Here is a 21,059-nt window from a genome sequence, read left to right on the forward strand (position 1 = left end):
ATTCTGGAAATACAAGCGAAAGATTCCGTTCCGCACACTTTAATTTTCAAACGGGCGGACACGAAGGGTAACACCTAATTCATCGCAGATTTCCCGGCATTTCTGAATCTTTTCTTCCGGCATAACTTTCTCGACAACGGTCATCACAACATTCGGCACATACTGTTTTGCAAGCACTGCAAACTCCTTGATAGCCTCGTACGACTGGATGCCGAATTTCGACCGTGTGAGCTCCAGAAATTCTTTTTCATCCGGCGCGTTTAAAGAGATCGAGACGGTATCAAATCTTCCCTTTAATTCCGGGGTGACATCTCTTCCATAGATCAGGTTGGCAAGACCGATCGTATTCAGACGCACTTTCAGGTTCGGATACGTTTCTTTTAAGGAATCGATCACCCGACAGACATCCTCAAGCCGCTCAAGCGGTTCTCCGAAGCCGCAGAAGACCAGTTCATTGATCACGTTCAGATCGTACTGTGCGAACAGCTCCAGCATCGTCTCAACGGATGGCTCGCCCTCTTTTAACCACAGTGTATTTCCCTCCTGCTGCTGTTTCGTCTGGCGCAGACAGAACACACAGCTGCACGGGCATTTGTTTGTCATGTTGACATAGACATTTTTTCCGGTAAGATCGCCGCTCTTTGCAAGGTCGAGATACCCTTCCTCGCCGACGGCTCCGGTTACAGTATATAAATACATTACGCTTCCTCCGTTAAGTCCTTCATAAACATTTCAAAGCAGAGTCCCCAGTAGCTCGGCACTTCGTTTTCTTCGCAGTAGCGGATGCATTTCGATACGTAATCCGCCGCCTTTTTCACCGACTCGTACAGGCTGTGGCCGTTCAGATACATGCCTGCGATAATTGCCGCAATGACATCTCCCGTACCGCTCCGGTCGCCGCCGATGCGGTCTACCATGACAATCTGGAAGTCTTCGCCTTTGTTATAGATAAAGTTGGCAATCTGCGTCTGGTTAAAGTGGATGCCCGTCACAACAATATGTTTCGGTCCCCGCTCCGCCAGTTTTCCGCACATCTCTTTCAGCTCCTCAATCGAAGCCCCGTTCTCAGGATACGGCGCATCGAGCAGTGTGCAGAGCTCCGTCAGGTTCGGCGTGATGATATCCGCGTAGTGAACCAGCTCTTTCATCTTGTCGCACATCTCTTTCGTGTACGTCCGATACAGCTTCCCATAGTCTCCCATGACCGGATCGACGATGACAAAGTTGCGGTCCGTCTTGAAATGGCGGATAAAATCAAGCACAATATCCACCTGCTGTTCCGATCCTAAAAAGCCGGTCGAGATCGCATCGAAATCGAGCTTCAGATCCTTATAGGTCTGAATGTAATCCTTCATCCGGTCAGTATAATCATCAAAGTAATACGTCGGAAACTGCGTGTGTGCTGAGAGAATTGCGGTCGGAACTGCCACCGCCTGAATCTTCATCGCCGACACGATTGGCGCCATCACAGCCGTCGAGCACCGGCCAAAGCCTGTCAGATCGTTAATCAGCGCTATCTTTTTCTGTTTTTCCATGTTGTTCTCCTCTTTTTTTCAGGATGCCTCCGCATCTGTTTTATGTCTATTTTTGCACACTCGCGTCTTATTTACAAGTTTTTTCCGGACAAAAAGAAAAGGGACTGTCGGGAAATAGACCGCCCCGTATGTAAAATGATCGGATAACTGAATTTTGTCTTTTTTCTGATTCATTTCTGCTCTCTCTTTAAAGTTTTTCCGTCTCCTCGCGCAGCGCTGCCGTCAGCTTTCTTGTCATCTCAAGATAGCTGTTCAGCTCTTCTGCCGAGAGTTTTCCATATGCACGGATCTCCGCCCCGCGCAGCCGGTCCGTCGTATTTTTCTCCAGTTCCCGTCCGGCATCCGTCAGCAGAATCCTCTTTTTGTTCCGCGTTCCCGGGATGAGCTCGAGCTCCACAAGGCCTATATCACAGAAAATTCCGCCTGTGCCTTCCACGCCCTCGAACACGCCGCTTCCCACAACCGGGAATGCATCATAGTCCTGCAGGCTCTCCGTCTCTTCTACGGTCAGCCCCGCAAGCGCATTGTAGTGCACCGGCAGTGTCTCGCCGAACGGAACGTTGTTGTCCGCATCTTTCACGGCGTGGCGGTACGTCACGATTACGGTTCCGCCGGATCGAGCAGAATGCTCTGGCGCTGGATACGGAACGATGCCAGGGAATCGTAATCGTACACGATCGCCACCTCGTTCTTCACCGGAGCCTCCATCGCCTCTTCGTATTTTTTCATATCACGGAAGAAACTCTGTATGTCTTACCAGTCCCTGATCGTCAATGCCGAACGCATAGCTGTTGGATCTGGTCTGCCGCAGGAAAATATTTTCGGAATGATTGATCACAATACCCATTTTCGCTTTCCCCATTTCTCTATCTTGTATCTTTCCTTTTTTCAACAGTACAAATTTATCATATGTTAAAAGTCAAAATATTTTACTTTTTATTTTAGTAAAATTTACTACCTGCTTTTGTGAAAAATGCACAAAAAGAGGCATCTCCATCTATGCAGACTGGAAATGCCTCTTTTTTGTTCTCTTGTTTCCTTTTTTTCTTCAGCTCAGGAAGTTTTCAATAATGACGTTTTCCGCCTCCGCTTCCGTCATGCCGAGCGTTCTGAGTTTCAACAGCTGCTCGTCATTGATCCGTCCGATCGCCGCCTCGTGGATGATTGCCGCATCCACATGCTTTGCCTGGATCTCCGGAATAGATCCGACCTGGGCGTGATCCATGATGATAGAATCGCACTGGATATGGGCGTGGCATTTGTTTTTGCCGACTGCCTTCGGATGGAAGACCTGGGAGGAATTGCCCTTTCCGACAGAACGTGAAATAATCTGTGCGGAAGAACCGCTTCCGTTCATACATACTTCAATATCCGACTCTGCCTTCTGGTCACCGTCTGTCATCAGACGTTCGAGCACGAACAGTTTGGAGTTTGCATCCATCACAACATTCGTCGTACGAATTGTTGAGTCAACGCCCTTAATCTGTACGGTATCCAGCGTAAAAACGGAATTTTCTCCGATTTCAATATTTGTCACCGGATTCAGAATCCGCTGTCCCGTTCCGTTTCCCTCACCATAATGTTTTTCTTCGTAGCGCACGTTGGTATTTTTTCCTACATGGAACGTATGGATACCATCGTGCCGGCTGTCGTTGCAGCCGCCGTTGTGAATGCCGCAGCCCGCTACAATCGTAACATCGGCGCCGTCCGCAACGTAGAAATCATTGTAAACAAGATCCGTCATACCGGAAACGCTGACGACAACCGGGATAAATACTTTTTCGCCCTTCGTCTCGCCGTCGATCAAAATATCAATGCCCGGCTTATCCTCTTTTTTGCGGATTTTGATATGCTCACTGTCACCGTGGCAGAGCGGAATGCCGTTCTGGCGGAGATTATACGCCCCTTTCTGCGCAAATCCTTCGCTGATCTGATTTAATACCCCCTGGGTTGTCTCATCTACCTGTACCATCAGCATGTGCCTCCTTCCTGGCCGCACATCCGGCCTGTTTTCTGCTGGAACAGGGTCGGCAGTACGTCTTCCTTTGTACCGTATTCTTTCACCTGGCCGTCCTCGATCACCATGATCTTGTCTGCCATCTGGATAATGCGTTCCTGATGAGAAATGAGAATCAGACATTCTTTTTTCTCTTTGTGGATTTCTTCAAACCGCCTGATCAGCATGGAAAAGCTCCACAGGTCAATGCCGGCCTCCGGCTCATCGAAAATGCTGACCTTATGCGGTTTTGCAAGCACCGTTGCGATCTCCAGACGCTTCATCTCTCCTCCCGAGAGTGTGCCGTCCATCTGACGGTTCAGGTAATCGGCGGAGCAGAGTCCGACGGCAGAGAGGAGTTTACAGCTCTCTGCTTCCGTCAGCTCTTTTCCGGCTGCCAGCGACAGCATTTTTTTCACCGTCATTCCTTTAAAACGCGGCGGCTGCTGGAATGCATAGCCGATGCCGGCGTTTGCACGGTGGTCAATATCATAACCGGTAATATTTTCCTCATCCAGGAAGATTTCTCCGCCATTGGCGTCCTCAATTCCTGCAAGCACTTTGGCCAGCGTTGATTTTCCGCCACCGTTCGGTCCGGTAATCACCAGCATTTCCCCGTCCTTTACCTCAAAACTGATGTGGTTGACGAGGCAGCGTTTTCTTCCCTCTTCGTTTACTTCAAAGGTAAGATTGTCTACTTTCAGCATATTTGCACCTCTTTTGTTTTCACTCTTTGCAGGGATAATCCCCCTTTCAAAAACTCTACTCCTTCTCCTAAAATCTGTCAATTATTTGTTGTGGTTTTGAGAGACTCTTTTGTTTTATGCAGTGATTTTTCCCGTAACCTTTTCTTTTCCTGCATTCTTTTTCGTTTCTTCTGGATCGCATGCTGTGTTTGCGGTATAATGAGGGTAATATTTCATCGGGAGGTTATCGTATGCGTGTACTTATTACAGGAACCAGCTCCGGAATCGGAAAGGCGATTGCGGAGAAATTTTTAAAAGAAGGCTTTGACGTTACCGGATTTGACCGGAAGGAAGCTTCGATCAGACAGGAGTCGTATACTCATTTCTGCCTTGATATCCGCGACAGGGAACAGTATCCGGCACTTGCGCCTTTTGATATTGTCATCAACAACGCCGGTGTGCAGAACGAGGATGATATTGATATCAATTTAAAAGGAACCATCGCAATCACGGAGGCGTACGGAATTCATGACAACATCCGCGCCATCCTCATGATCGGCTCGGCCAGCGGCCATACCGGAGCTGAATTTCCGGAATACACCGCAAGCAAGGGCGGTGTGCTCGCCTACACAAAAAACGTGGCACTCCGCATTGCACCGTATGGCGGAACGTGCAACAGCCTTGATTTCGGCGGCGTACTGACCGAGTTGAATCTGCCTGTCACAGAAGACCAAAAGCTCTGGGATCAGATCATGGATCTGACGCCGCTGAAACGGTGGATGACCGTCGAGGAAACGGCGGACTGGGCGTATTTTATGACCGTGACGAACCGGTTCTGCACGGGACAGAATATTCTGATCGACGGACTTGAGGCGGGAAACGCACACTTTGTGTGGCCGGATGAATGATTTGTTAATTTCCTGTACAAGCAAAAAACAGGTTCCCTGCACGGAAGCTTTTTGGGCTTTTCCGCTGCCGGGCTGCCTGTTTCTTTTCATTTCTTTTCTTACGCTTTTTCAAACACCAGAATTTTCTCTGCGAATTTGTGGACGATCGGCATCCACATCACCAGCTTGTAGATGGGATTCAGCGTTTCCATACCGCGGGCGATGTTGTCGTCTTTTACTTTTCGGAAACCGGCGGCAATATCGCCCAGGTCTGCAAAGCTGTTCGCACCCCAGGTAAACGTCGCGCCCGTCGCCTGAATAGATTTTTCGATGTTTTCTTTCTTTACAAAGTACGGGCACAGCGTTTCCATGCAGACGTAGGCATTGTCGAAATGATCGCGGATGATGGCGAGCATCATTCTGACCTCATCCGCTTTCATGTACATGGTCAGACCTTCGATAATGAAAAGCATTTTGCCCCGCACTTTTACCTGATCGGCCCATGCCGGATCGAGCACGGAACACGCAATCGTGGAAACGCGGCCGGATTCCTGATAGATCGAATCGCGTACCTCAATCGTCTCCGGCAGATCGAGATTATACCAGGTGATTTTTCCATTATCCATGCGGTAAAACCGTGTGTCCAGACCACAGGCGATGTTGACAACGGTACAATCCGGGTTCTTTCGGATAAAGTCGCTGACCAGCTCATCAAACACAACACTCCGCGCTACGATTCCGCCGCTCATTGCTGTGTCCTTTTTCGCATTGCTGAAATCATAGTCGATGCGGTCAATCAGCTCTTCTGCTTTGGTGTCGCGGAACTTGTTTTTCGGATTTCTGCTGTGCATGGCACGGGCGTAGAAGCACTGCAGCATCGTCTCGGCAGTTCCGTTCAGTTTTGGTTTTATTTTTTCATTGCTCATTCTGGGTGATCTCCCTTCCATTTCACCGGTTCCGTCCCGGTCTTATTTTATTTCGGATTTTCCACCTTGTCCCCCACGAACCAGTAATCACAGACCTCACCGCCGCCTGCCAGCGTATGGTCACGATGGAGCTTTGCATGCATCAGGGCTGCTGTCTTGTAATCAATGTCGCACATAATCGGCAGCACTTCCAGATAGCCCTCTTTTCGGGCGAAGGTATTCAGGGGACATTGGGTGAAGTGGTAATAAAAACCGTCCTGATGCTTCGTCTCATCAAAATGAAAATCCCACGAATACGCCTTATACTGCGGATGTGCTTCCAGCCAGGCGGCATCCTTATGCATCATCTCCGCAATCCGCGCCATGCCGCTCTTCTTATTCGCATTAATCATCAGCCCATGGCTTTCAGAAGCGGGAAGGACATCATCTCCTCTGAGATTGTACGCAGTTCCTCCACAGAGATTTTCCGGTCGGATGCATCCCACAGGGCGAGGAAGATAAGCCTTCATAGAGATTCGACGCCATCGGGTTGTCCTTTCCGATATCATCGGCGCGGCGAAGCAGGTCGCGGTAGATCTGGTTGGTCTTGCGGAGAAGCTCTGCGGTCTCCTCTTTTCCGTAGCGTTTTAGCAGACTTTTCTTTATTAAAGGAGTCAGCATGTTCCAATATTTGCTGGTGTATTCCATCATGGGCGGGTACCTTCATCTTACTTTTATTAGGATCCACTAACTGGCAGGTGTAAAATTGCCGCCTACAATGTAGAAAAATAGGCGGAATTTTACTTTTCATTATGAGGTTATTATATCACACTTTTTATTACTTTGTTTTAAAATCGCAAAAATTTCTTGACTATAATTCAGCCTTCCTTTATTATAGAAATTAAGAAATGGGTTTTTTGTCGTGTACAGCCTTAGGGCTCAATCGGGTTGCTCGTTTCTTTTTTATTCTTTTTCCATCTATACCCGCTTCAAACTATTCTTTCACCGCTATTACACATTATCAATTCGTTCAGCTCTTAATTCATATGTATTAGCAGACAAAATCATCTGATAAACAATTCTATTATTTTTCTTTGCAAATTGTATTATTTCCGATTTTTCTTTTTCATTAATCTTTGCTCCCAAGTAGAATGCTTTAATATTCTCCTTCAAATCCAAAACATATCTCGTCTTCGGATCTACTTCTAAGGATCTTGTTCTGCTATAATTTTCAGTCACAATACGCCATTCCTTCTCATACGACCAAGCTTCTGCTTTTCTGCATGTAATTTTATAAACCATGTCACTTTTTCCGTCTATAATATCGTTTTTCGAAATAGTATACCGATCTTTCGTATATTCAACCGGATGCAAATTTGAATAACATATATCATCTTTCTCAAATTCATATTCTATGCAATATCCTGTATGATTCATTGCATAATGACCCCACATAAGCATAGAATCATACGTTTCTGAAAGGCAAACAACTCTCACTGCATCTCTTAATTCATTTGTCATTTCACTCATATCATTTCTTAAAAACGCCTTGACTGAGCCTTGAATACTTTTGCCATGCGCCCAAAATACCATCCGCAGTGCACGTTCAAGATCATCTGCATAAAGAATTCTGTCTTGTTCCTCTTTTCTCAAAGGAATATATTTTTTTACCATTTCAACGTAATCTTTTCTTTCATGAATTTCGTCTGAAATATCTTCTTGAAAACAAAAATCGCAATCATACGGATCATTAAAATAGAGTGGAGACGAAGGTTCTACTATTCCATCAAAGGCTTCTTCCTTCCAGTTCTTTTTAAACGTCCTATATCTGTACAATTTTATTCCCATCTACATTACTTCCTCTTCTCTATCTTTTTTGTTTAATTCTACATCCAATGATTATCACCTGTCCATTCGAATCTGTTTTTTCTTCCCAAGAACTTGTTATATAGCCAATTTTCTCCAAATAATTTACCAGCTTTCTATTGTTCTCTGTGTTATCTAATTTGACTTTGCATCGTTTTGTTCGCTCGCTTAATACTGAATATTGACCACTCAGTTCTCCAAAACATTTTTCCATATCATCTACATTCAGCAGTTCAAGATTAGCAATCATTAATCTTTCCTTCTGATTTTCCGATAAAATTTCCCAAGCAATATCAAATAATGTTTTTGTAACTTTGAACCCTTCAGCATTCATATTCAGAGCAATTCTTTCCGTCATATACGTCTTAGCATATTTTTCAAATAGTTCTTCCCTGTTATCCATCGGAATTTTTTGTTCAAAAAGCAATCTTTCCAATACGTTCTTTGTCATTGGAAAATCCTCTAAGCTGTTATAAAATTCTGCCTGATTTTTAACAATATACTCTACAGCAATATCCTCATTCCGTTCTGCAATACTTTGATAATATTCTATTGTATATCCAAAATAATTACACTCTACCATTATCGCAAGAATATTTTCCGGAAGCTGTTCGACATCAAGATCAAAAGTTTTCATAGGCAATACAGGCAAAAGTTTCTTTAATACACTATCTTCAAATTTAGCATTTATAATATCCTTTGCAAAATTATCCGTAACATAATTATTTTTTTCCACGCTTAGCTTATCAACATTTACCTCAATAAACTTTTTAAGATAATTGCTGATACTATAATATTTCCAGTACAGCATCGTATTTTCCCAGCTAATACCTATCTTATTTTGCTCTAAGAGTGTATTCCAGACCACTTTCACTTTATCTCTTTTGTTCTGTATCTCTTGTTCCAGACAATCCGCTAATTTTTCTATTTCAAAATTTTCCAAGCGAATTACACTAGCACACAGATCACTCTCTTCTAAATTTCTTCGAAGCAGATCAATAATATCCTCTTTCTCATCTTCAATTATTGTTTTTTTCAAAACTACTGCTTCAATATACTCCTTCATATTTTCATGCACATACTCAGTTAAGGGTTGATATTCCAATTTGATAATCGTACTATATGGCTGATTTTCAAACATATTTAATAGATTCTTCTTTTTGTACGAGATAACATTTCGGACCATACAATCATTCAATTTAAAACAGCAATTATCAAATATGTATTCTACAATATCAGCTGAGACATTAGCAATATTCAGCTTTTCAAAGCATACATCACAATTACTTATCGCTACAATTATTTTATTACTGCTCACATCATTCAATTGCTGCAATATATCTTCATGCTTCTCGAAATAGCTTGTAATACAATTTTCCACATTAAGAAGTGACAGTTCCTTTTCATCTACATATTCTATAATCAGTTTTAAATAGTGCGCTTGCCGTCCATATGTCATAGTATTTTGCCGCGAAATATATTCCCACATTGAATTCCATTTCGTGGAAAGTATCTGTATAAACTTTGCCTGATATTTTGTCTTATCAACAAACTCATCAATAAACTGCCAGCTTGTTTCCTCTCCATCTGCTAATTGTTGCACAAAGACTTCCAGCTTTTTAGAAATCTTCTCTTCTCCTAAAAGTTCTTCTATAATTTGAAAATTATAAATTGCTTTTTGTTCAAACTCATAATCTTGCAATCTTTGAATAACTTGTTTTATTTTTGTCAACTGGTAATCAAATGGCTGTGACTCTTGATTTTTTACAGCAAGAATAAAATTCATGTCATTAGTCGTAATGCTGTTTCCCTTGAAATAATTAATATAGTTCGCATACTTTTCATCCAGATATCCTCGACGTAAAAGGAATACAAGAAATTTGTTATCTTTTACTTCTTTTGATAATACATTTTCAGATGAATCATTTTCTATTAACCATCGAAGAGAACGACTTGAAAGTTTTTTCTGTTCATATTTTATTTGTTCAATCTCTTCTTGCAAAACTTCTAAACTTTTTTCATTGTATTCTTTTAGTTTTTCCCATCGTTCAATATATTTTTCCAATTCTTTTTCATCTGTTTCCATATCATTTATACTCCCAGAAAAAGAAATATATACTGTATATTGGTATTCTTTTTCCTGCAACCGTCGTAAATCAAAATCATCAGAAAGTACATTAACTGCAAATGTTCCACGATCTCTTCTTAAGTATGAACTATCTGTAAAATTCCTAGTAACTCCTTTCCCCTCTGTAATTGCTATAAGCATAGCATATTTTAGTTCTTTTATGGATTTCAACGTATCCTCTGATACTTTTTCTATCAGTTCTTTGTTATATTCTATTTTTTCTTGCCATTTTTCCCGTTTTTCTATAATATAGGAATTTTTATCTTGAAATGCTTTCTTAATTATTCCCTCTTCCCCTTGGATATCCGCAAAATCTCTTGGATATAAATTTTTAAATACAATAATTGCCATCATTTGTTCATCTGACAACTTCAAGTGCTGTTCTGTCTGCAATGTTTTCTTATATACAACGAATTCATTGTATATATTTTGCAACACTCTCATATCAGAAATAAACGGTGCCACATCCAATACAAACCCCTGCGAAATATCATGATAAATCCCATGCCGCCTTGCATCATCTAATTTTTCCAGCAATATCTCACCAGAATTCGTCGCATTCACAACCGGAACGACTGGGATAATAAAATCAAAAAATTTTGTTCGATCTTCCCTAGTAAAAATGTCATCTCTCACAGCATACACAAACACTATCGGTTTATGCTTGATTACATCGTCATTATTTAAGAGATTATTTAATTCTCTCAAATGGACAAAAATCTTTCTATTTTCTAACCGATCTAAATCCTCAAAAAAGATTAACTGATACTGTGTCTCTTCGAAAAAATACATGATCTCATCCAAATTTTTATTAAAAACAGATTCTTCTGCATCCTCTGACGCTTGTAACGTTGTATCTGCTGGCAATTTTAATTCTTTTACATGAAACCTAGACATTATTATTTTCGCCAGATAGCTTGTAATTCCTATTCCAACAATTCCCAAACCTATGGCAACACCCACGGTTTTCCCAGACAAACAACTATATTTCATTGCAAATGCATCTATTTTGTTCCAAATATTTTTACAAATATCTGGAGCAAAAATTCCGCCAAACATAATCAAAATCACTGAAAATGCAATAACTCCCAGCAATACATTTATAGAATGAATTGGCTGAAGTTTTCTATATCGACTTTGTGGGATTTTTTTATGCTCCACTTTATAAAATAGCTGTTTCAAAATTCCCTCTTCGACTTCATCTGCATCTATCTCTATTTTCGTTTCATTTCCTTCATTATTATGCGCTTCAATAAATGTAGCCATAGAAATTTTTAAATACTTTTTTGCAAATTTATGCTGTTCATATATATTCTTCTTATCTTTTTCCCTATTCAAATATGTTTCGATAATACTGCTTTTACCCGCTCCATACGGACCCGCAAGCGCAATATTCTTTACCTTTGGATTGTTCAACGCCCACTCCAAGGCATTTAAATATTCTTCCCCATTGTTTATATTATTTATTGGCGTTAAATCTTTATATTCTGAATACCCCATTTTATCACCTCATATACCTATGCTCACTCTCATCTATTTCATTTCTATAATACAATGAACAGATGCATACACAACACCTGCTCATTCAAATTTTTAAATCATACGCATTATACAAACATCTGCTGTAACAGTCCTTTTTTCAGTTCTTTCCATGCTGTTAATGTTTCCTTATAATTATTAATGACATCATCTATCGCTGACAAACAATCAGCTATTCTCTGCTGTTCTGCAAGACAAGGAACTAAAATGCTTTGCTTTTTAAAATCACTATCATCCAACTTATTAGATGATGCTCCAGACGAAATAATTGCTTTTCTATAAATTTTCTGCATAATAGCATCAACCTGAATAGCATACTTCCAATATTTTAAAATATATTTTTCTTTATGTCGATAAATTGGAAATAATTCTGAAATCACTCCATCACCAATATCATTAACCACAAATCGACCATATTTAAATTCTTTATTAGGATGTCCTTCAAATGCCATGTCACCAATTCGCATAACATATGTACGCGTATCAATATTATTTGATGTAACTTTATCTTCATCTTGATAATACATTCTTGCAACAGAAATCCATTTATTCTTACCAAACTGACCATTATTTCGTTCATTTACTTTGTAAAACAAATCGTCTATCTTCTTTTTCTTCCACTCAGGAAACTCATTTCCATCCTCATCCTTGAATCTTACTTTCTGGCTAAAAATTTTTTGCATGACACCTTTTTTACGTTCTTCCCATGCGGTTATGGTTTTTTTTTGCTTTTCAATCACTGTCTCAACCATATTAAGTAATTCTGCAACTCTTTTTTGTTCTGATAGTGAAGGAACACTACATCTAATATTACTAAAAGAATTCCAATACAATCTTTTTCTAAATTCCATAACGCCATAAGATTGATTGTTTATCTTTCTGAGCATATGATTCGTTCTCATATAATAATTCATATATAAAGGGTCTATCTTATCATCGGACTTTGCTACTATATAAGCAGGACTTACCATTCCATCTATTTTTGCAGTTCCAATAGCTCCTTGCCATGCACGCATCATATTAAACACCAGATCTCCTTGGCAAACTCTCTTATACAGCGATTTATCTTCACTTCTTTTCACTCGCTTACCCAACTCATTTTCATCTAATTCTCCATTCGATATTCCTGAATGAATTGACACTGATAACATGGGAAGATCTATATTTCCTCCTTCTTTTCTCTCTTGATAAATATCTCCTAATCTATATTCTATATAAGTTTCTGTAAACTCTGGAAATCTTATTTTTGGCTTCTTCATACGCCTCTCCCTATTATATTTTTAATTCTTTTAATATACTATTTACTTTATCAATAGCAATCCTAGTTTCATCGTCCAGTCTCTTAATTTCCGCTCTCGCAGCCTCTAAATCCACTGGCTCTTCTTCTTCAAACGTATCAACATATCTCGGAATATTCAAGTTGTATCCATTCTCAACAATTTCACTCATCTCCGCCACATGAGCAAACTTATCAACATCTACACGCTTCTCATACGCTTCGACAATCTTATCAATATGCTTCTGCTCCAGCACATTCTGGTTCTTTCCTGCCTTAAATTCTTTTGATGCGTCAATAAACAAGATATTTCCCGCATTTCCATTTCTCTTGCACTTCAGCACCAGCACACAAACCGGAATTCCTGTTCCGTGGAACAAGTTTGCTGGCAATCCAATGACTGCATCCAGACGATTCAGATCTTTGATGATGTATTTTCGAATGGTTTCCTCCGCTCCACCACGGAACAGTACGCCGTGCGGCAGTAACACTGCAACGCGTCCGTCGTCTTCATCCATGTGATAAATCATGTGTTCCACGAATGCAAGATCCGCCTGTCCTTTCGGTGCCAGTTTTCCTGCTCCGGAATAACGCGGGTCATCTTCAAACTGTTTATCCGCAGACCATTTTAAAGAATACGGCGGATTGCAAACCTGTACTGTCATTTTGATATCGCCGTATTTATCGTCTTTCAGTGTATCGCCCTTGTAAATATCAAAGTTTTGCCAGTCAATGCCGTGCATAATCATGTTCATACGACTCAGGTTGTACGTTGTCGCATTCAGCTCCTGTCCATAGAAATGACCGACTTTTCCTGTTGTCAGATGTTTCTGTACTTCCAGAAGCATAGAAGCAGAACCGCAGGTGCAGTCACCAACCGTCTTTGCCTCATCCAGTCCCAGTGCCGCAAGTGTTGCGCAGAGCTTCGACGGACCTGCCGGAGTAAAGAACTCTCCGCCTTTCTTTCCCGCATCCGATGCGAATAAACCAATCAAAATCATATACGCTGTGCCAAGTACGTCAAACTGGGAATCCTGTAAATCGAAATCAATATCCGATACACGTACCATAACTCGCCCGATCATTTCCGTACGGTCTGCCACTGTCTCGCCAAGCCGTGAATCCTGCAGACGCATATCATTAAACAACCCGTCAAATGCCTTATTGGATTCGTGTCCCATAGTAGAGCCTACCAGATCATTGATCGCTTTTTCGAAATCTTCCACGCTGAATTTATCCGCATCATTTTCAAACTTTGTAATCTTGCGAATCAGGTTTCGAAACAGATTTTCCGGCTTAATCACATAGCCCAGTTTTGACAGCGACCATTCTTCTACAACCGGTCTGTATTCTTCATCCGCAAAGGCTTCTTCATATGTGATCCCATCGTCATTTTTGAGAAGATCGATCATATACATTTCCGTTCGTTCAGAAAGATAGCGATAGAAAATTACTCCTAAGATATAATTTTTGAACTCGCTTGCATCCATCTGACCGCGCAGATCGTTCGCGATTGCCCATAATTTCTGTGAAAGTTCATTCGCCTGTGCCTGATATGTATTTGTATCTGTCATTCTGTTTCTCCTTCAGCCTTGTATTTTTTATAAGTATCCTGTATAAATCTTTTCACATTCTTAGTCAATTTTGTCATTTTCAGCAGTCCCAGCGGATATGCCATCAATCTTTCGCGAATATTATCCTCCGAGACATTACCACTGAATGTATATGCCGAGACCAGATCTGATACTATCTTGTAATCAATCTGGTTGTCAAATGCAAATTCTTCCATGTCTGCCTGCATCTGTTCTTTTTCAAATTGATTGAATGCCTCCATGACATCTGCATTTTCCGGCAGATCGTAAAATCTCGTTAAGATAAATTGCCGCATCACTTCTTTTTTCAAACGTAAGGATTCATTATCGGAACGCTCGATTTCCCGCAGAATCAGATCGACATCCTGCTGCTTTTCTTCCTCTGTCTTGGTATGTGTTTTTGCATTTTTTAATAAGTTTAAAATATACACAACGTTGATTCGGTCTGTTCTGACAAGCTCAATGTCAAAATCCACATCCACTGGAACCGGAACTTTCGGATTTGGATTGACGGTCTGGTCTTTATAGTACAGATACCAGCTTTTGAAACCTTCATATTCATTTTCATCCATAACTGCTCCAAGATCTGACCAGTCAAATTTTAAAAATGTTTTCAGCGTAGCAAGCGTCTTTGCAAGCGCACGGAATGCCATAATAAACATACGGATTTCATCTTCTGATTGTAACTGTCCCGCTGCTTCTACATCAGGCGTTACTTTTCTTAAAATAACAGTCTGATTCATCCATTGGTTCAAATAATACGCATAGTCTTCCAGCAGATATTCGTTCGGATCTCCATCACCCGAAAACAGAGTCAATGCATCATCCTGCCACTGCTTGATATTTCGATACGTTACAATCTGTCCAAACTGTTTTGTTACTTTGTCAATACGGTTCGTACGACTGTATGCCTGAACAAGTGAATGCCAGACCAGATTTTTGTCCAGATACAGTGTATTCAATGGTTTTGCGTCGAATCCGGTTAAAAACATATTGACTACGATCAGGATATCCACCTGTGGAAGAACTTTCTGTTTTAACCGCTTCGCAATATCTTTTCTGTACGGATCAAACGTATCAATGCCAAACGCTGTACCGTACATAGCATTATAGTCCTTTATACAGCGCTCCAGCAGTTCCTGCGAATGTTCATCTGCTCCATCATCCATATCTTCATTTGCCTGATAGGAAAAAATAGCTGCAATTTTCAGCCGTTTCTCCTCCGGAACTGTTTTATTCAGTTTCTGAAATGCATCATAGTATTTTCCAAGTATTGGAATAGAATCTACTGCAAAAAGTGCTGTGTACGTATCCTTTCCCTGCGGATGCACATGCTGTTCATGATGTTCCATAATGTGTTTTGCAACTCTGGTGATTCGTTCCTCATCATGATAAAGCGGTGTCATGTCGATATTATGGCGTTTGCAGTATTCTGAATCATCCAACTGTTCTGGGTCAATTCCTTTTACTGCAATATTTTTGCAAAAATTGTCCGCTGATATTCTACAGAAAATCGGAGCACATTGCCGTCTGCAATTGCATCTTTGATCATATATCGGTGCAGACATGCATCCAGTTTATCCCCAGCATGGAACACATCTGCCGTTGTACGTCCGTCAGCACCTTTATTCTTCTCAAAAATAGGCGTTCCTGTAAATCCTATATAATTGGCTTTTTCAAAGTGTTTCTGAATCTGCGCATGCATACTGCCGAATTGGGAACGATGACATTCATCAATGATAAATACTACTTTTTTATCTCGGTAACCATCCATAACCTCTTCGTATTTTGGATTTTTCACAGCATTTGCCATTTTCTGAATGGTCGTAACAATCATCTTTTTCTCAGATGATTTCAGCATCTGAATGAGCACACGGGTGCTGTCTGTATTGTCAACGCAGTCTTTTTCAAATGAATTATATTCTTCCACGGTCTGATCATCCAGATCTTTCCGGTCAATCAGAAATACCACAAGATCTACTCTTGCCTCGTCCCTCAGAATCTGAGCCAATTTAAAAGATGTCAGTGTTTTTCCGGAACCAGTGCAGGCAAATACATAGCCATTCTGGTTCACTTCCAGTACCCGCTTCTTTGCTGCTTTTACTGCATAAATCTGATAAGGCCGCATGACCATCAGCACTGGTTCTGTCGTTTTGATGATCATGTATTTGTCTATCATTTCTGTGATTGCCGGCTTGCAGAAAAATTCACTGGTAAAGGTATTCAGATCGTTGATTCTTGTATTTTTATCATCGGTCCAGAAAAATACGAGTGATTTCAAAATCGGGTTATAGCGACCATCTACCATTTCATTTTCATTGCAGAAATATTTTGTCTGCACAGAGTTGCTGACTACAAACAGCTGTAAATATCGGAACAAACCTTTAAAACTAAACTTTCTATAGCGATTGATCTGATTGATCGCTTCGTTGATTTCCACACCAGGACGCTTTAACTCAATCTGTATCATCGGAAGTCCGTTGATCAGTACGGTTACGTCGTATCGATTTTTATATACAACATCCTCTTTATGTGCTTTATCCATAGTGACCTGATGTGTTACCTGATAAATGTTTCTGTCTGTATCGTTGGAAAAGAAATCAAGATATACGTTCTCTCCATTGTCAAGCTGCAGGATATATTTGTCCCTCAAAATTTTCGCAGATTCATATACGGAATGGTTATCCATGTGAATCATAATACGATTAAATTCTGCATCAGAAAAGGATGCCGCATGGCCTTTTTCTTCCAGCTTTTTCGCGTTGAATTCTGCAAGCTGTGCGCGGAAATTGGCAAGGACATCCTCATAGGTATTCAATTTGATAAAGCTGTATCCAATACTCTCTAAGCGGTCGATCAATATGTTTTCGACTTCGTATTCTGAAATATGCGACATAGGCTTCTCCCCTTTCCTGACGTTTCTTCCATTTTTCTTTATTATCTCATATACCTTTGTAAATTTCAAACTTTTGTTCTATTTTGTATTATATTCAAATTCAATACACTGCACATTTACAGGAACTTCAAATTTTCTGACTATTTTTTATTACTTTCTTTTACTTCTCTTTTCTGTTATAATACATTTCAAGAAATGAGTTTTCCTTGTTCGTTTTTTATTGGGAATCTTAGACAATCTAATATATTTAACCGGGCAGCCGGGGGACGTGCTTTCATCTGATCTGAGTCTTGCAGAAAGGATGATTATTATGAGTACATACGAAGAATTGCAGATTATAATCAGCGTTGCTTTACTTATTGTTGCAATTTTGACTTATGCAAATAAGAAATAGCCGTCCTGTTCTCTGGTAAAGGTAGGACGGCTATTTCTTATAGCTATTCAACATTTTCGCCAGATCGGGTGATCGCACTCACCTTCCGGCTGTCTTGTTAAGTATATTATATGGCAATCGTATAATTTTGTCAACACTGGCTTCTTCTCTGAAAATGATTCTTGACTTATTTTTCTTTTTTGTTATAATTAGCATCAAGAAATGGAGCTTATGACGCGCATTTCTTTTTCTTTTTGTCAATTTAATACATTTATCCAGGGAACCGTTGGGGTGTTATGTCAGCCGCCGGACATTTTTTGAAAGGAGGCTGGTGCTGATGGTTACATATAGTGATTTATTTACTTTCATAATTATGCTTTGTGCTGTTATAACTCTTGTTATCAATATTATGCACAAAAAATAGCGCCCCTGCTCTGGTAAAGTTAGGCGCTATTTTTAGTTAAAAGCTTTATCCGGCGGTCAGGTGTGCACTGACCAACGGTTCTCTTGTTAAGTGTATTATATTACAAGGGTTTCGCTTTGTCAACGCTCGCTTTTTAGCTGATCAGATCTCTTTCCCTCCCCTTCCGAAACTTCGTCCAAAATTTCTCAAAAAGAAATTGAAATCCCCTCTCCTCCACCTTATAATATTTTCTATAAGGCACACATATGGGGAGATTTTTATGACGATCAGTATTCTTCTTGCGCAGCAGATCGCGCAGCTTTTTCTTATGATTTTTATGGGCTTTTTAATCGTAAAAGCCGGACTTTTAAAGGATGAGGACAGCAAAGTTCTGTCGAAAATTGTGCTGTACCTGATCATTCCCTGCGTGATTCTGAATGCGTTTCAGGTCGATTACACGCCGGAAACGGTGCGGGGGCTGCTGGTTGCGTTTGCGGCTTCGTTTCTGATGCAGGTTGTGCTTCTTTTTGCGGTTTCAGCTCTTGGACGGGTGTTTCATTTGGATGCGGTTGAGATAACTTCTGTTTACTACTCCAATTCCGGCAATCTGATTGTGCCGCTTGTGACGGCTGTTTTAGGAGCGGAATGGGTGCTTTACAGCTGTGTTTATATGAGCGTACAGCTTGTCTTTTTCTGGACGCACTGCAAAAAGGTGATCAGCCGTGAGGCTTCCTATGACTGGAAGAAGATTGTTCTGAACCTCAATATTATTTCTATTTTCGTCGGAATTCTTCTTTTTTTCACGGGCATCCGGCTTCCTGCGCTGGTCAACAATACGCTTCATTCTGTCGGAAGCATGGTTGGCCCTGCCAGTATGATTGTTACGGGTATGCTTTTTGCCGGCATGGACTTCCGGCAGATTTTTGCGAATAAACGGATTTACTTCGTGACCTTTCTCCGCCTGATCGCCGTTCCGCTGATGGCGCTTGTTCTTCTGAAAATCAGCCATCTTGCCGATCTTTCTGCAGACGGACCGACGCTGATTCTGATTGTTTTTCTCGCCGTCATCACGCCATCTGCCTCTACAGTTACACAGATGTGTCAGGTATACGGAAACGATTCACGCTATGCCAGTGCCATCAATGTTGTTACTACGCTGGCTTCTATTGTGACGATGCCGCTTATGGTAATGCTGCTTCAGATGGTACTCTAATCACAATTAACAGAAAAACGCTGTCCCGCTTCCCCTTCCAGAGAAGCATTGACAGCGTTTTCTATTACCCAATTAGTACCTTTTTCCCTTCAAACGCAAATCCATAATGCCGGATTCTTTCTTTTGGGATTCCCCGTTCTTTCAGTTCCGCGTCGTATTTCTTTATTTCAATCTGCGCCAGTGCTTTTTGTACCGTTTCCTGCAGCGTTTTTTCTTCCGTTTCTTTTACTTTAAATTCCAGAATCATAGCATCTCGATCCAAATTTCTGGGAATTAGAATCACATCGTATCTTCCATACCCACTTTCCCGATTGGAACGCACCTCATAAAGATCTCGCACTTCCACCAGCAGCCCAAGTACAAATCCATGATAAAACCGCTCTGGCTGGCTCCGCTCGGACGCATGTTTTCCAGCATCAAAATTACTAAATGTAGCAAGTGCAATATCATTCATATAGAGGTTCATCGCTTTTACATCCCCATTCAGCAATGCTTTGATAAATTCATTATAATTGGCAGATGCCGCTGCAAACCAGCTTTTGAACATATTCGAAAACATGCTCACAGTCTCCAGATTTGTGATGGAAAGAGAATACCACGGCTCCAGCGTCAGTCCTCTGTATTCAATCTCCTCCACTTTCAGATAACCGCTTGCCACCAACAGACTCCATACCGCACTTTCATCCTGTTCTAATTGTCCAAATATAATCTGCTCATCAAAATTAACTACAATTTGTTGTCTGTTGATCAGTTTTTCCAGTTCTTCCTTCATATTTACCGATGCTGACTGCAGGAGTTTGCTGATCAATCCATTGGAACTTGTAGCTGCCCAGTAGGGCCGCAGTTTTTTCTCTTTCAGATAATTTGTAATAGACCACGGATTGTAAACATCACGATGCGTGCCAAAGCAAAATCCGTCATACCATTGCTTTACCAGATCTTTCTTTTCCGGCATTCCAAATTGATCTAATGATTGAAATACCTCTTCTTCTGTAAAACCAAAACAGTCTGCATAGGCATCCGATGTTGTTGTAATAACTGTCAGATTATTGAGGTCTGAAAAGACAGATTCTTTGGAAATACGGGTAATTCCAGTCATCACAGCGCGTTCCAGATATGGATTTGTTTTGAATGTCGCATTGAAAAGGCTTCTCATAAATCCTACAAATTCATCCCAGTATCCATGAATATAGGCTTCCTGCATGGGCGTGTCATATTCATCCAGAAAGATCAAAACTTTTTTTCCATATAAAAGATTCAAATAACTGGAAAGATTTTTTAATGCATCCTGTGCTGTCACATCACTCATTTTTTCTGTAATTTCCAGCATCTGCTGTTTCTCATTTTGCGTAAAGCATTCTTCCTGCTCCAAATACCGATGTTGGCGATAAGCATCTACAATAATATTTTTTATCTTCTGCACTGCATCTTGATAGTTATTCTGTTTTACGTCCGCAAAGCTCAGAAAAATCACCGGATAAGTTCCCTGCAGTCTGCGGTATTTTTCCTGTTTCCAGATGGAAAGCCCTTCAAAGATGGTACCTTTTTCTGCATACTGTCTGGAAAAGAAACAATTCAGCATGCTCATATTCAATGTTTTGCCAAATCTTCTCGGACGTGTGATCAGCGTAATGTCATCTCCACTTTCCCACCATTGTCTGATAAAATCGGTTTTATCAACATAAAAATAATGATTTTCTCGAAGGGAAGCAAAATCCTGCTTTCCTATACTAATCGCTGAAGTCATATTTCATCTTTCCTTTC

The 21,059-nt window shown here is 40.8% G+C and carries 20 protein-coding genes; 3 read left to right on the forward strand and 17 right to left on the reverse strand.

The window, feature by feature from the left end; genetic code table 11:
• Positions 1–39: 39 nt before the first annotated feature.
• The 7 genes from DXA55_RS05050 to DXA55_RS05070 all read right to left on the reverse strand — a co-directional run bounded on the left by DXA55_RS05050 (position 40) and on the right by DXA55_RS05070 (position 4,238).
• Positions 40–699 carry a TatD family nuclease-associated radical SAM protein gene (locus DXA55_RS05050; protein WP_117760508.1) on the reverse strand — a complete coding sequence of 220 codons (660 nt, stop codon included), beginning with the start codon at positions 697–699 and terminating at the stop codon, positions 40–42.
• Entirely contained in the window at positions 699–1,535 is an 837-nt protein-coding gene (locus tag DXA55_RS05055; RefSeq protein WP_117813209.1) for a pyridoxamine kinase, read from the reverse strand. Before DXA55_RS05055 ends, DXA55_RS05050 begins: the two co-directional genes overlap by 1 nt.
• 187 nt (positions 1,536–1,722) lie before the next feature.
• Complete coding sequence (locus tag DXA55_RS05060) at positions 1,723–2,133, reverse strand: hypothetical protein (RefSeq protein ID WP_158565038.1); 411 nt, start codon at positions 2,131–2,133, stop codon at positions 1,723–1,725.
• Positions 2,134–2,135: 2 nt separating this feature from the next.
• On the reverse strand, positions 2,136–2,264 hold the full coding sequence (locus DXA55_RS18060) for a hypothetical protein (RefSeq protein ID WP_256372840.1): 129 nt from the start codon (positions 2,262–2,264) through the stop codon (positions 2,136–2,138).
• A gap of 1 nt (position 2,265) precedes the next feature.
• On the reverse strand, positions 2,266–2,397 hold the full coding sequence (locus DXA55_RS18065; RefSeq protein ID WP_274601357.1) for a hypothetical protein: 132 nt from the start codon (positions 2,395–2,397) through the stop codon (positions 2,266–2,268).
• Positions 2,398–2,583: 186 nt separating this feature from the next.
• Positions 2,584–3,507, reverse strand: a complete 924-nt coding sequence (locus DXA55_RS05065; protein WP_117813211.1) for a SufB/SufD family protein — start codon at positions 3,505–3,507, stop codon at positions 2,584–2,586.
• The gene (locus tag DXA55_RS05070) at positions 3,507–4,238 is read right to left on the reverse strand and encodes an ABC transporter ATP-binding protein (protein WP_055265841.1); all 732 of its coding nucleotides are present in this window, start codon (positions 4,236–4,238) and stop codon (positions 3,507–3,509) included. Before DXA55_RS05070 ends, DXA55_RS05065 begins: the two co-directional genes overlap by 1 nt.
• 230 nt (positions 4,239–4,468) lie before the next feature.
• On the opposite strand from DXA55_RS05070, the gene DXA55_RS05075 reads away from it, so the two are divergent.
• Complete coding sequence (locus DXA55_RS05075; RefSeq protein WP_117813213.1) at positions 4,469–5,125, forward strand: SDR family NAD(P)-dependent oxidoreductase; 657 nt, start codon at positions 4,469–4,471, stop codon at positions 5,123–5,125.
• Between the two features lie 98 nt (positions 5,126–5,223).
• Here the strand turns inward: DXA55_RS05075 and DXA55_RS05080 are convergent, their stop codons facing one another.
• From DXA55_RS05080 to DXA55_RS17240, 9 genes are all read right to left on the reverse strand, one after another.
• Entirely contained in the window at positions 5,224–6,030 is an 807-nt protein-coding gene (locus DXA55_RS05080; protein WP_055265845.1) for a class I SAM-dependent methyltransferase, read from the reverse strand.
• Between the two features lie 47 nt (positions 6,031–6,077).
• Complete coding sequence (locus DXA55_RS05085) at positions 6,078–6,422, reverse strand: L-2-amino-thiazoline-4-carboxylic acid hydrolase (RefSeq protein ID WP_242998362.1); 345 nt, start codon at positions 6,420–6,422, stop codon at positions 6,078–6,080.
• A 31-nt stretch (positions 6,423–6,453) separates the two neighbouring features.
• Complete coding sequence (locus DXA55_RS05090; RefSeq protein WP_117813215.1) at positions 6,454–6,720, reverse strand: hypothetical protein; 267 nt, start codon at positions 6,718–6,720, stop codon at positions 6,454–6,456.
• A 300-nt stretch (positions 6,721–7,020) separates the two neighbouring features.
• The gene (locus DXA55_RS05095) at positions 7,021–7,857 is read right to left on the reverse strand and encodes a DUF2971 domain-containing protein (protein ID WP_117813217.1); all 837 of its coding nucleotides are present in this window, start codon (positions 7,855–7,857) and stop codon (positions 7,021–7,023) included.
• Positions 7,858–7,876: 19 nt separating this feature from the next.
• Entirely contained in the window at positions 7,877–11,503 is a 3,627-nt protein-coding gene (locus DXA55_RS05100) for a YobI family P-loop NTPase (protein WP_158565039.1), read from the reverse strand.
• Between the two features lie 107 nt (positions 11,504–11,610).
• A complete protein-coding gene (locus DXA55_RS17230) occupies positions 11,611–12,801 on the reverse strand; it encodes a restriction endonuclease subunit S (protein ID WP_199605744.1) in 1,191 nt (396 codons plus the stop codon).
• 13 nt (positions 12,802–12,814) lie between these two features.
• Positions 12,815–14,392: a type I restriction-modification system subunit M gene (locus tag DXA55_RS05115; protein WP_117813224.1), complete on the reverse strand. Its 1,578-nt coding sequence runs from the start codon at positions 14,390–14,392 to the stop codon at positions 12,815–12,817.
• A complete protein-coding gene (locus DXA55_RS17235; RefSeq protein WP_199605745.1) occupies positions 14,389–15,855 on the reverse strand; it encodes a type I restriction endonuclease subunit R in 1,467 nt (488 codons plus the stop codon). Before DXA55_RS17235 ends, DXA55_RS05115 begins: the two co-directional genes overlap by 4 nt.
• A 20-nt stretch (positions 15,856–15,875) precedes the next feature.
• Positions 15,876–17,306, reverse strand: coding sequence for an HsdR family type I site-specific deoxyribonuclease (locus tag DXA55_RS17240; RefSeq protein ID WP_199605746.1), 1,431 nt, complete (start codon positions 17,304–17,306; stop codon positions 15,876–15,878).
• 310 nt (positions 17,307–17,616) lie between these two features.
• Here DXA55_RS17240 and DXA55_RS19520 point away from each other — a divergent pair, with 310 nt between their 5' ends.
• On the forward strand, positions 17,617–17,700 hold the full coding sequence (locus DXA55_RS19520) for a putative holin-like toxin (protein ID WP_415976438.1): 84 nt from the start codon (positions 17,617–17,619) through the stop codon (positions 17,698–17,700).
• Between the two features lie 662 nt (positions 17,701–18,362).
• Positions 18,363–19,295 (forward strand): AEC family transporter, encoded by a 933-nt coding sequence (locus tag DXA55_RS05125; RefSeq protein ID WP_117813226.1) that lies wholly within the window; start codon positions 18,363–18,365, stop codon positions 19,293–19,295.
• Positions 19,296–19,359: 64 nt separating this feature from the next.
• On the opposite strand, the gene DXA55_RS05130 is transcribed toward DXA55_RS05125, so the two are convergent.
• Entirely contained in the window at positions 19,360–21,042 is a 1,683-nt protein-coding gene (locus DXA55_RS05130; protein WP_117813228.1) for an AAA family ATPase, read from the reverse strand.
• Positions 21,043–21,059: the final 17 nt, after the last annotated feature.

Origin of the sequence: Blautia sp. OF03-13, assembly GCF_003460685.1 — a bacterium.
Taxonomy (GTDB): domain Bacteria; phylum Bacillota; class Clostridia; order Lachnospirales; family Lachnospiraceae; genus Fusicatenibacter; species Fusicatenibacter saccharivorans.

Coding starts and splice junctions, on each gene's coding strand:
- DXA55_RS05090 (WP_117813215.1), bottom strand. CDS start 6,720: ATGATGGAATACACCAGCAAATATTGGAACATGCTGACTCCTTTAATA.
- DXA55_RS05055 (WP_117813209.1), bottom strand. CDS start 1,535: ATGGAAAAACAGAAAAAGATAGCGCTGATTAACGATCTGACAGGCTTT.
- DXA55_RS18065 (WP_274601357.1), bottom strand. CDS start 2,397: ATGGGGAAAGCGAAAATGGGTATTGTGATCAATCATTCCGAAAATATT.
- DXA55_RS05065 (WP_117813211.1), bottom strand. CDS start 3,507: ATGGTACAGGTAGATGAGACAACCCAGGGGGTATTAAATCAGATCAGC.
- DXA55_RS17240 (WP_199605746.1), bottom strand. CDS start 17,306: ATGTCGCATATTTCAGAATACGAAGTCGAAAACATATTGATCGACCGC.
- DXA55_RS05130 (WP_117813228.1), bottom strand. CDS start 21,042: ATGACTTCAGCGATTAGTATAGGAAAGCAGGATTTTGCTTCCCTTCGA.
- DXA55_RS05080 (WP_055265845.1), bottom strand. CDS start 6,030: ATGAGCAATGAAAAAATAAAACCAAAACTGAACGGAACTGCCGAGACG.
- DXA55_RS05125 (WP_117813226.1), top strand. CDS start 18,363: ATGACGATCAGTATTCTTCTTGCGCAGCAGATCGCGCAGCTTTTTCTT.
- DXA55_RS17230 (WP_199605744.1), bottom strand. CDS start 12,801: ATGAAGAAGCCAAAAATAAGATTTCCAGAGTTTACAGAAACTTATATA.
- DXA55_RS05095 (WP_117813217.1), bottom strand. CDS start 7,857: ATGGGAATAAAATTGTACAGATATAGGACGTTTAAAAAGAACTGGAAG.
- DXA55_RS05100 (WP_158565039.1), bottom strand. CDS start 11,503: ATGGGGTATTCAGAATATAAAGATTTAACGCCAATAAATAATATAAAC.
- DXA55_RS18060 (WP_256372840.1), bottom strand. CDS start 2,264: ATGAAAAAATACGAAGAGGCGATGGAGGCTCCGGTGAAGAACGAGGTG.
- DXA55_RS19520 (WP_415976438.1), top strand. CDS start 17,617: ATGAGTACATACGAAGAATTGCAGATTATAATCAGCGTTGCTTTACTT.
- DXA55_RS05115 (WP_117813224.1), bottom strand. CDS start 14,392: ATGACAGATACAAATACATATCAGGCACAGGCGAATGAACTTTCACAG.
- DXA55_RS05075 (WP_117813213.1), top strand. CDS start 4,469: ATGCGTGTACTTATTACAGGAACCAGCTCCGGAATCGGAAAGGCGATT.
- DXA55_RS05070 (WP_055265841.1), bottom strand. CDS start 4,238: ATGCTGAAAGTAGACAATCTTACCTTTGAAGTAAACGAAGAGGGAAGA.
- DXA55_RS05085 (WP_242998362.1), bottom strand. CDS start 6,422: ATGATTAATGCGAATAAGAAGAGCGGCATGGCGCGGATTGCGGAGATG.
- DXA55_RS05050 (WP_117760508.1), bottom strand. CDS start 699: ATGTATTTATATACTGTAACCGGAGCCGTCGGCGAGGAAGGGTATCTC.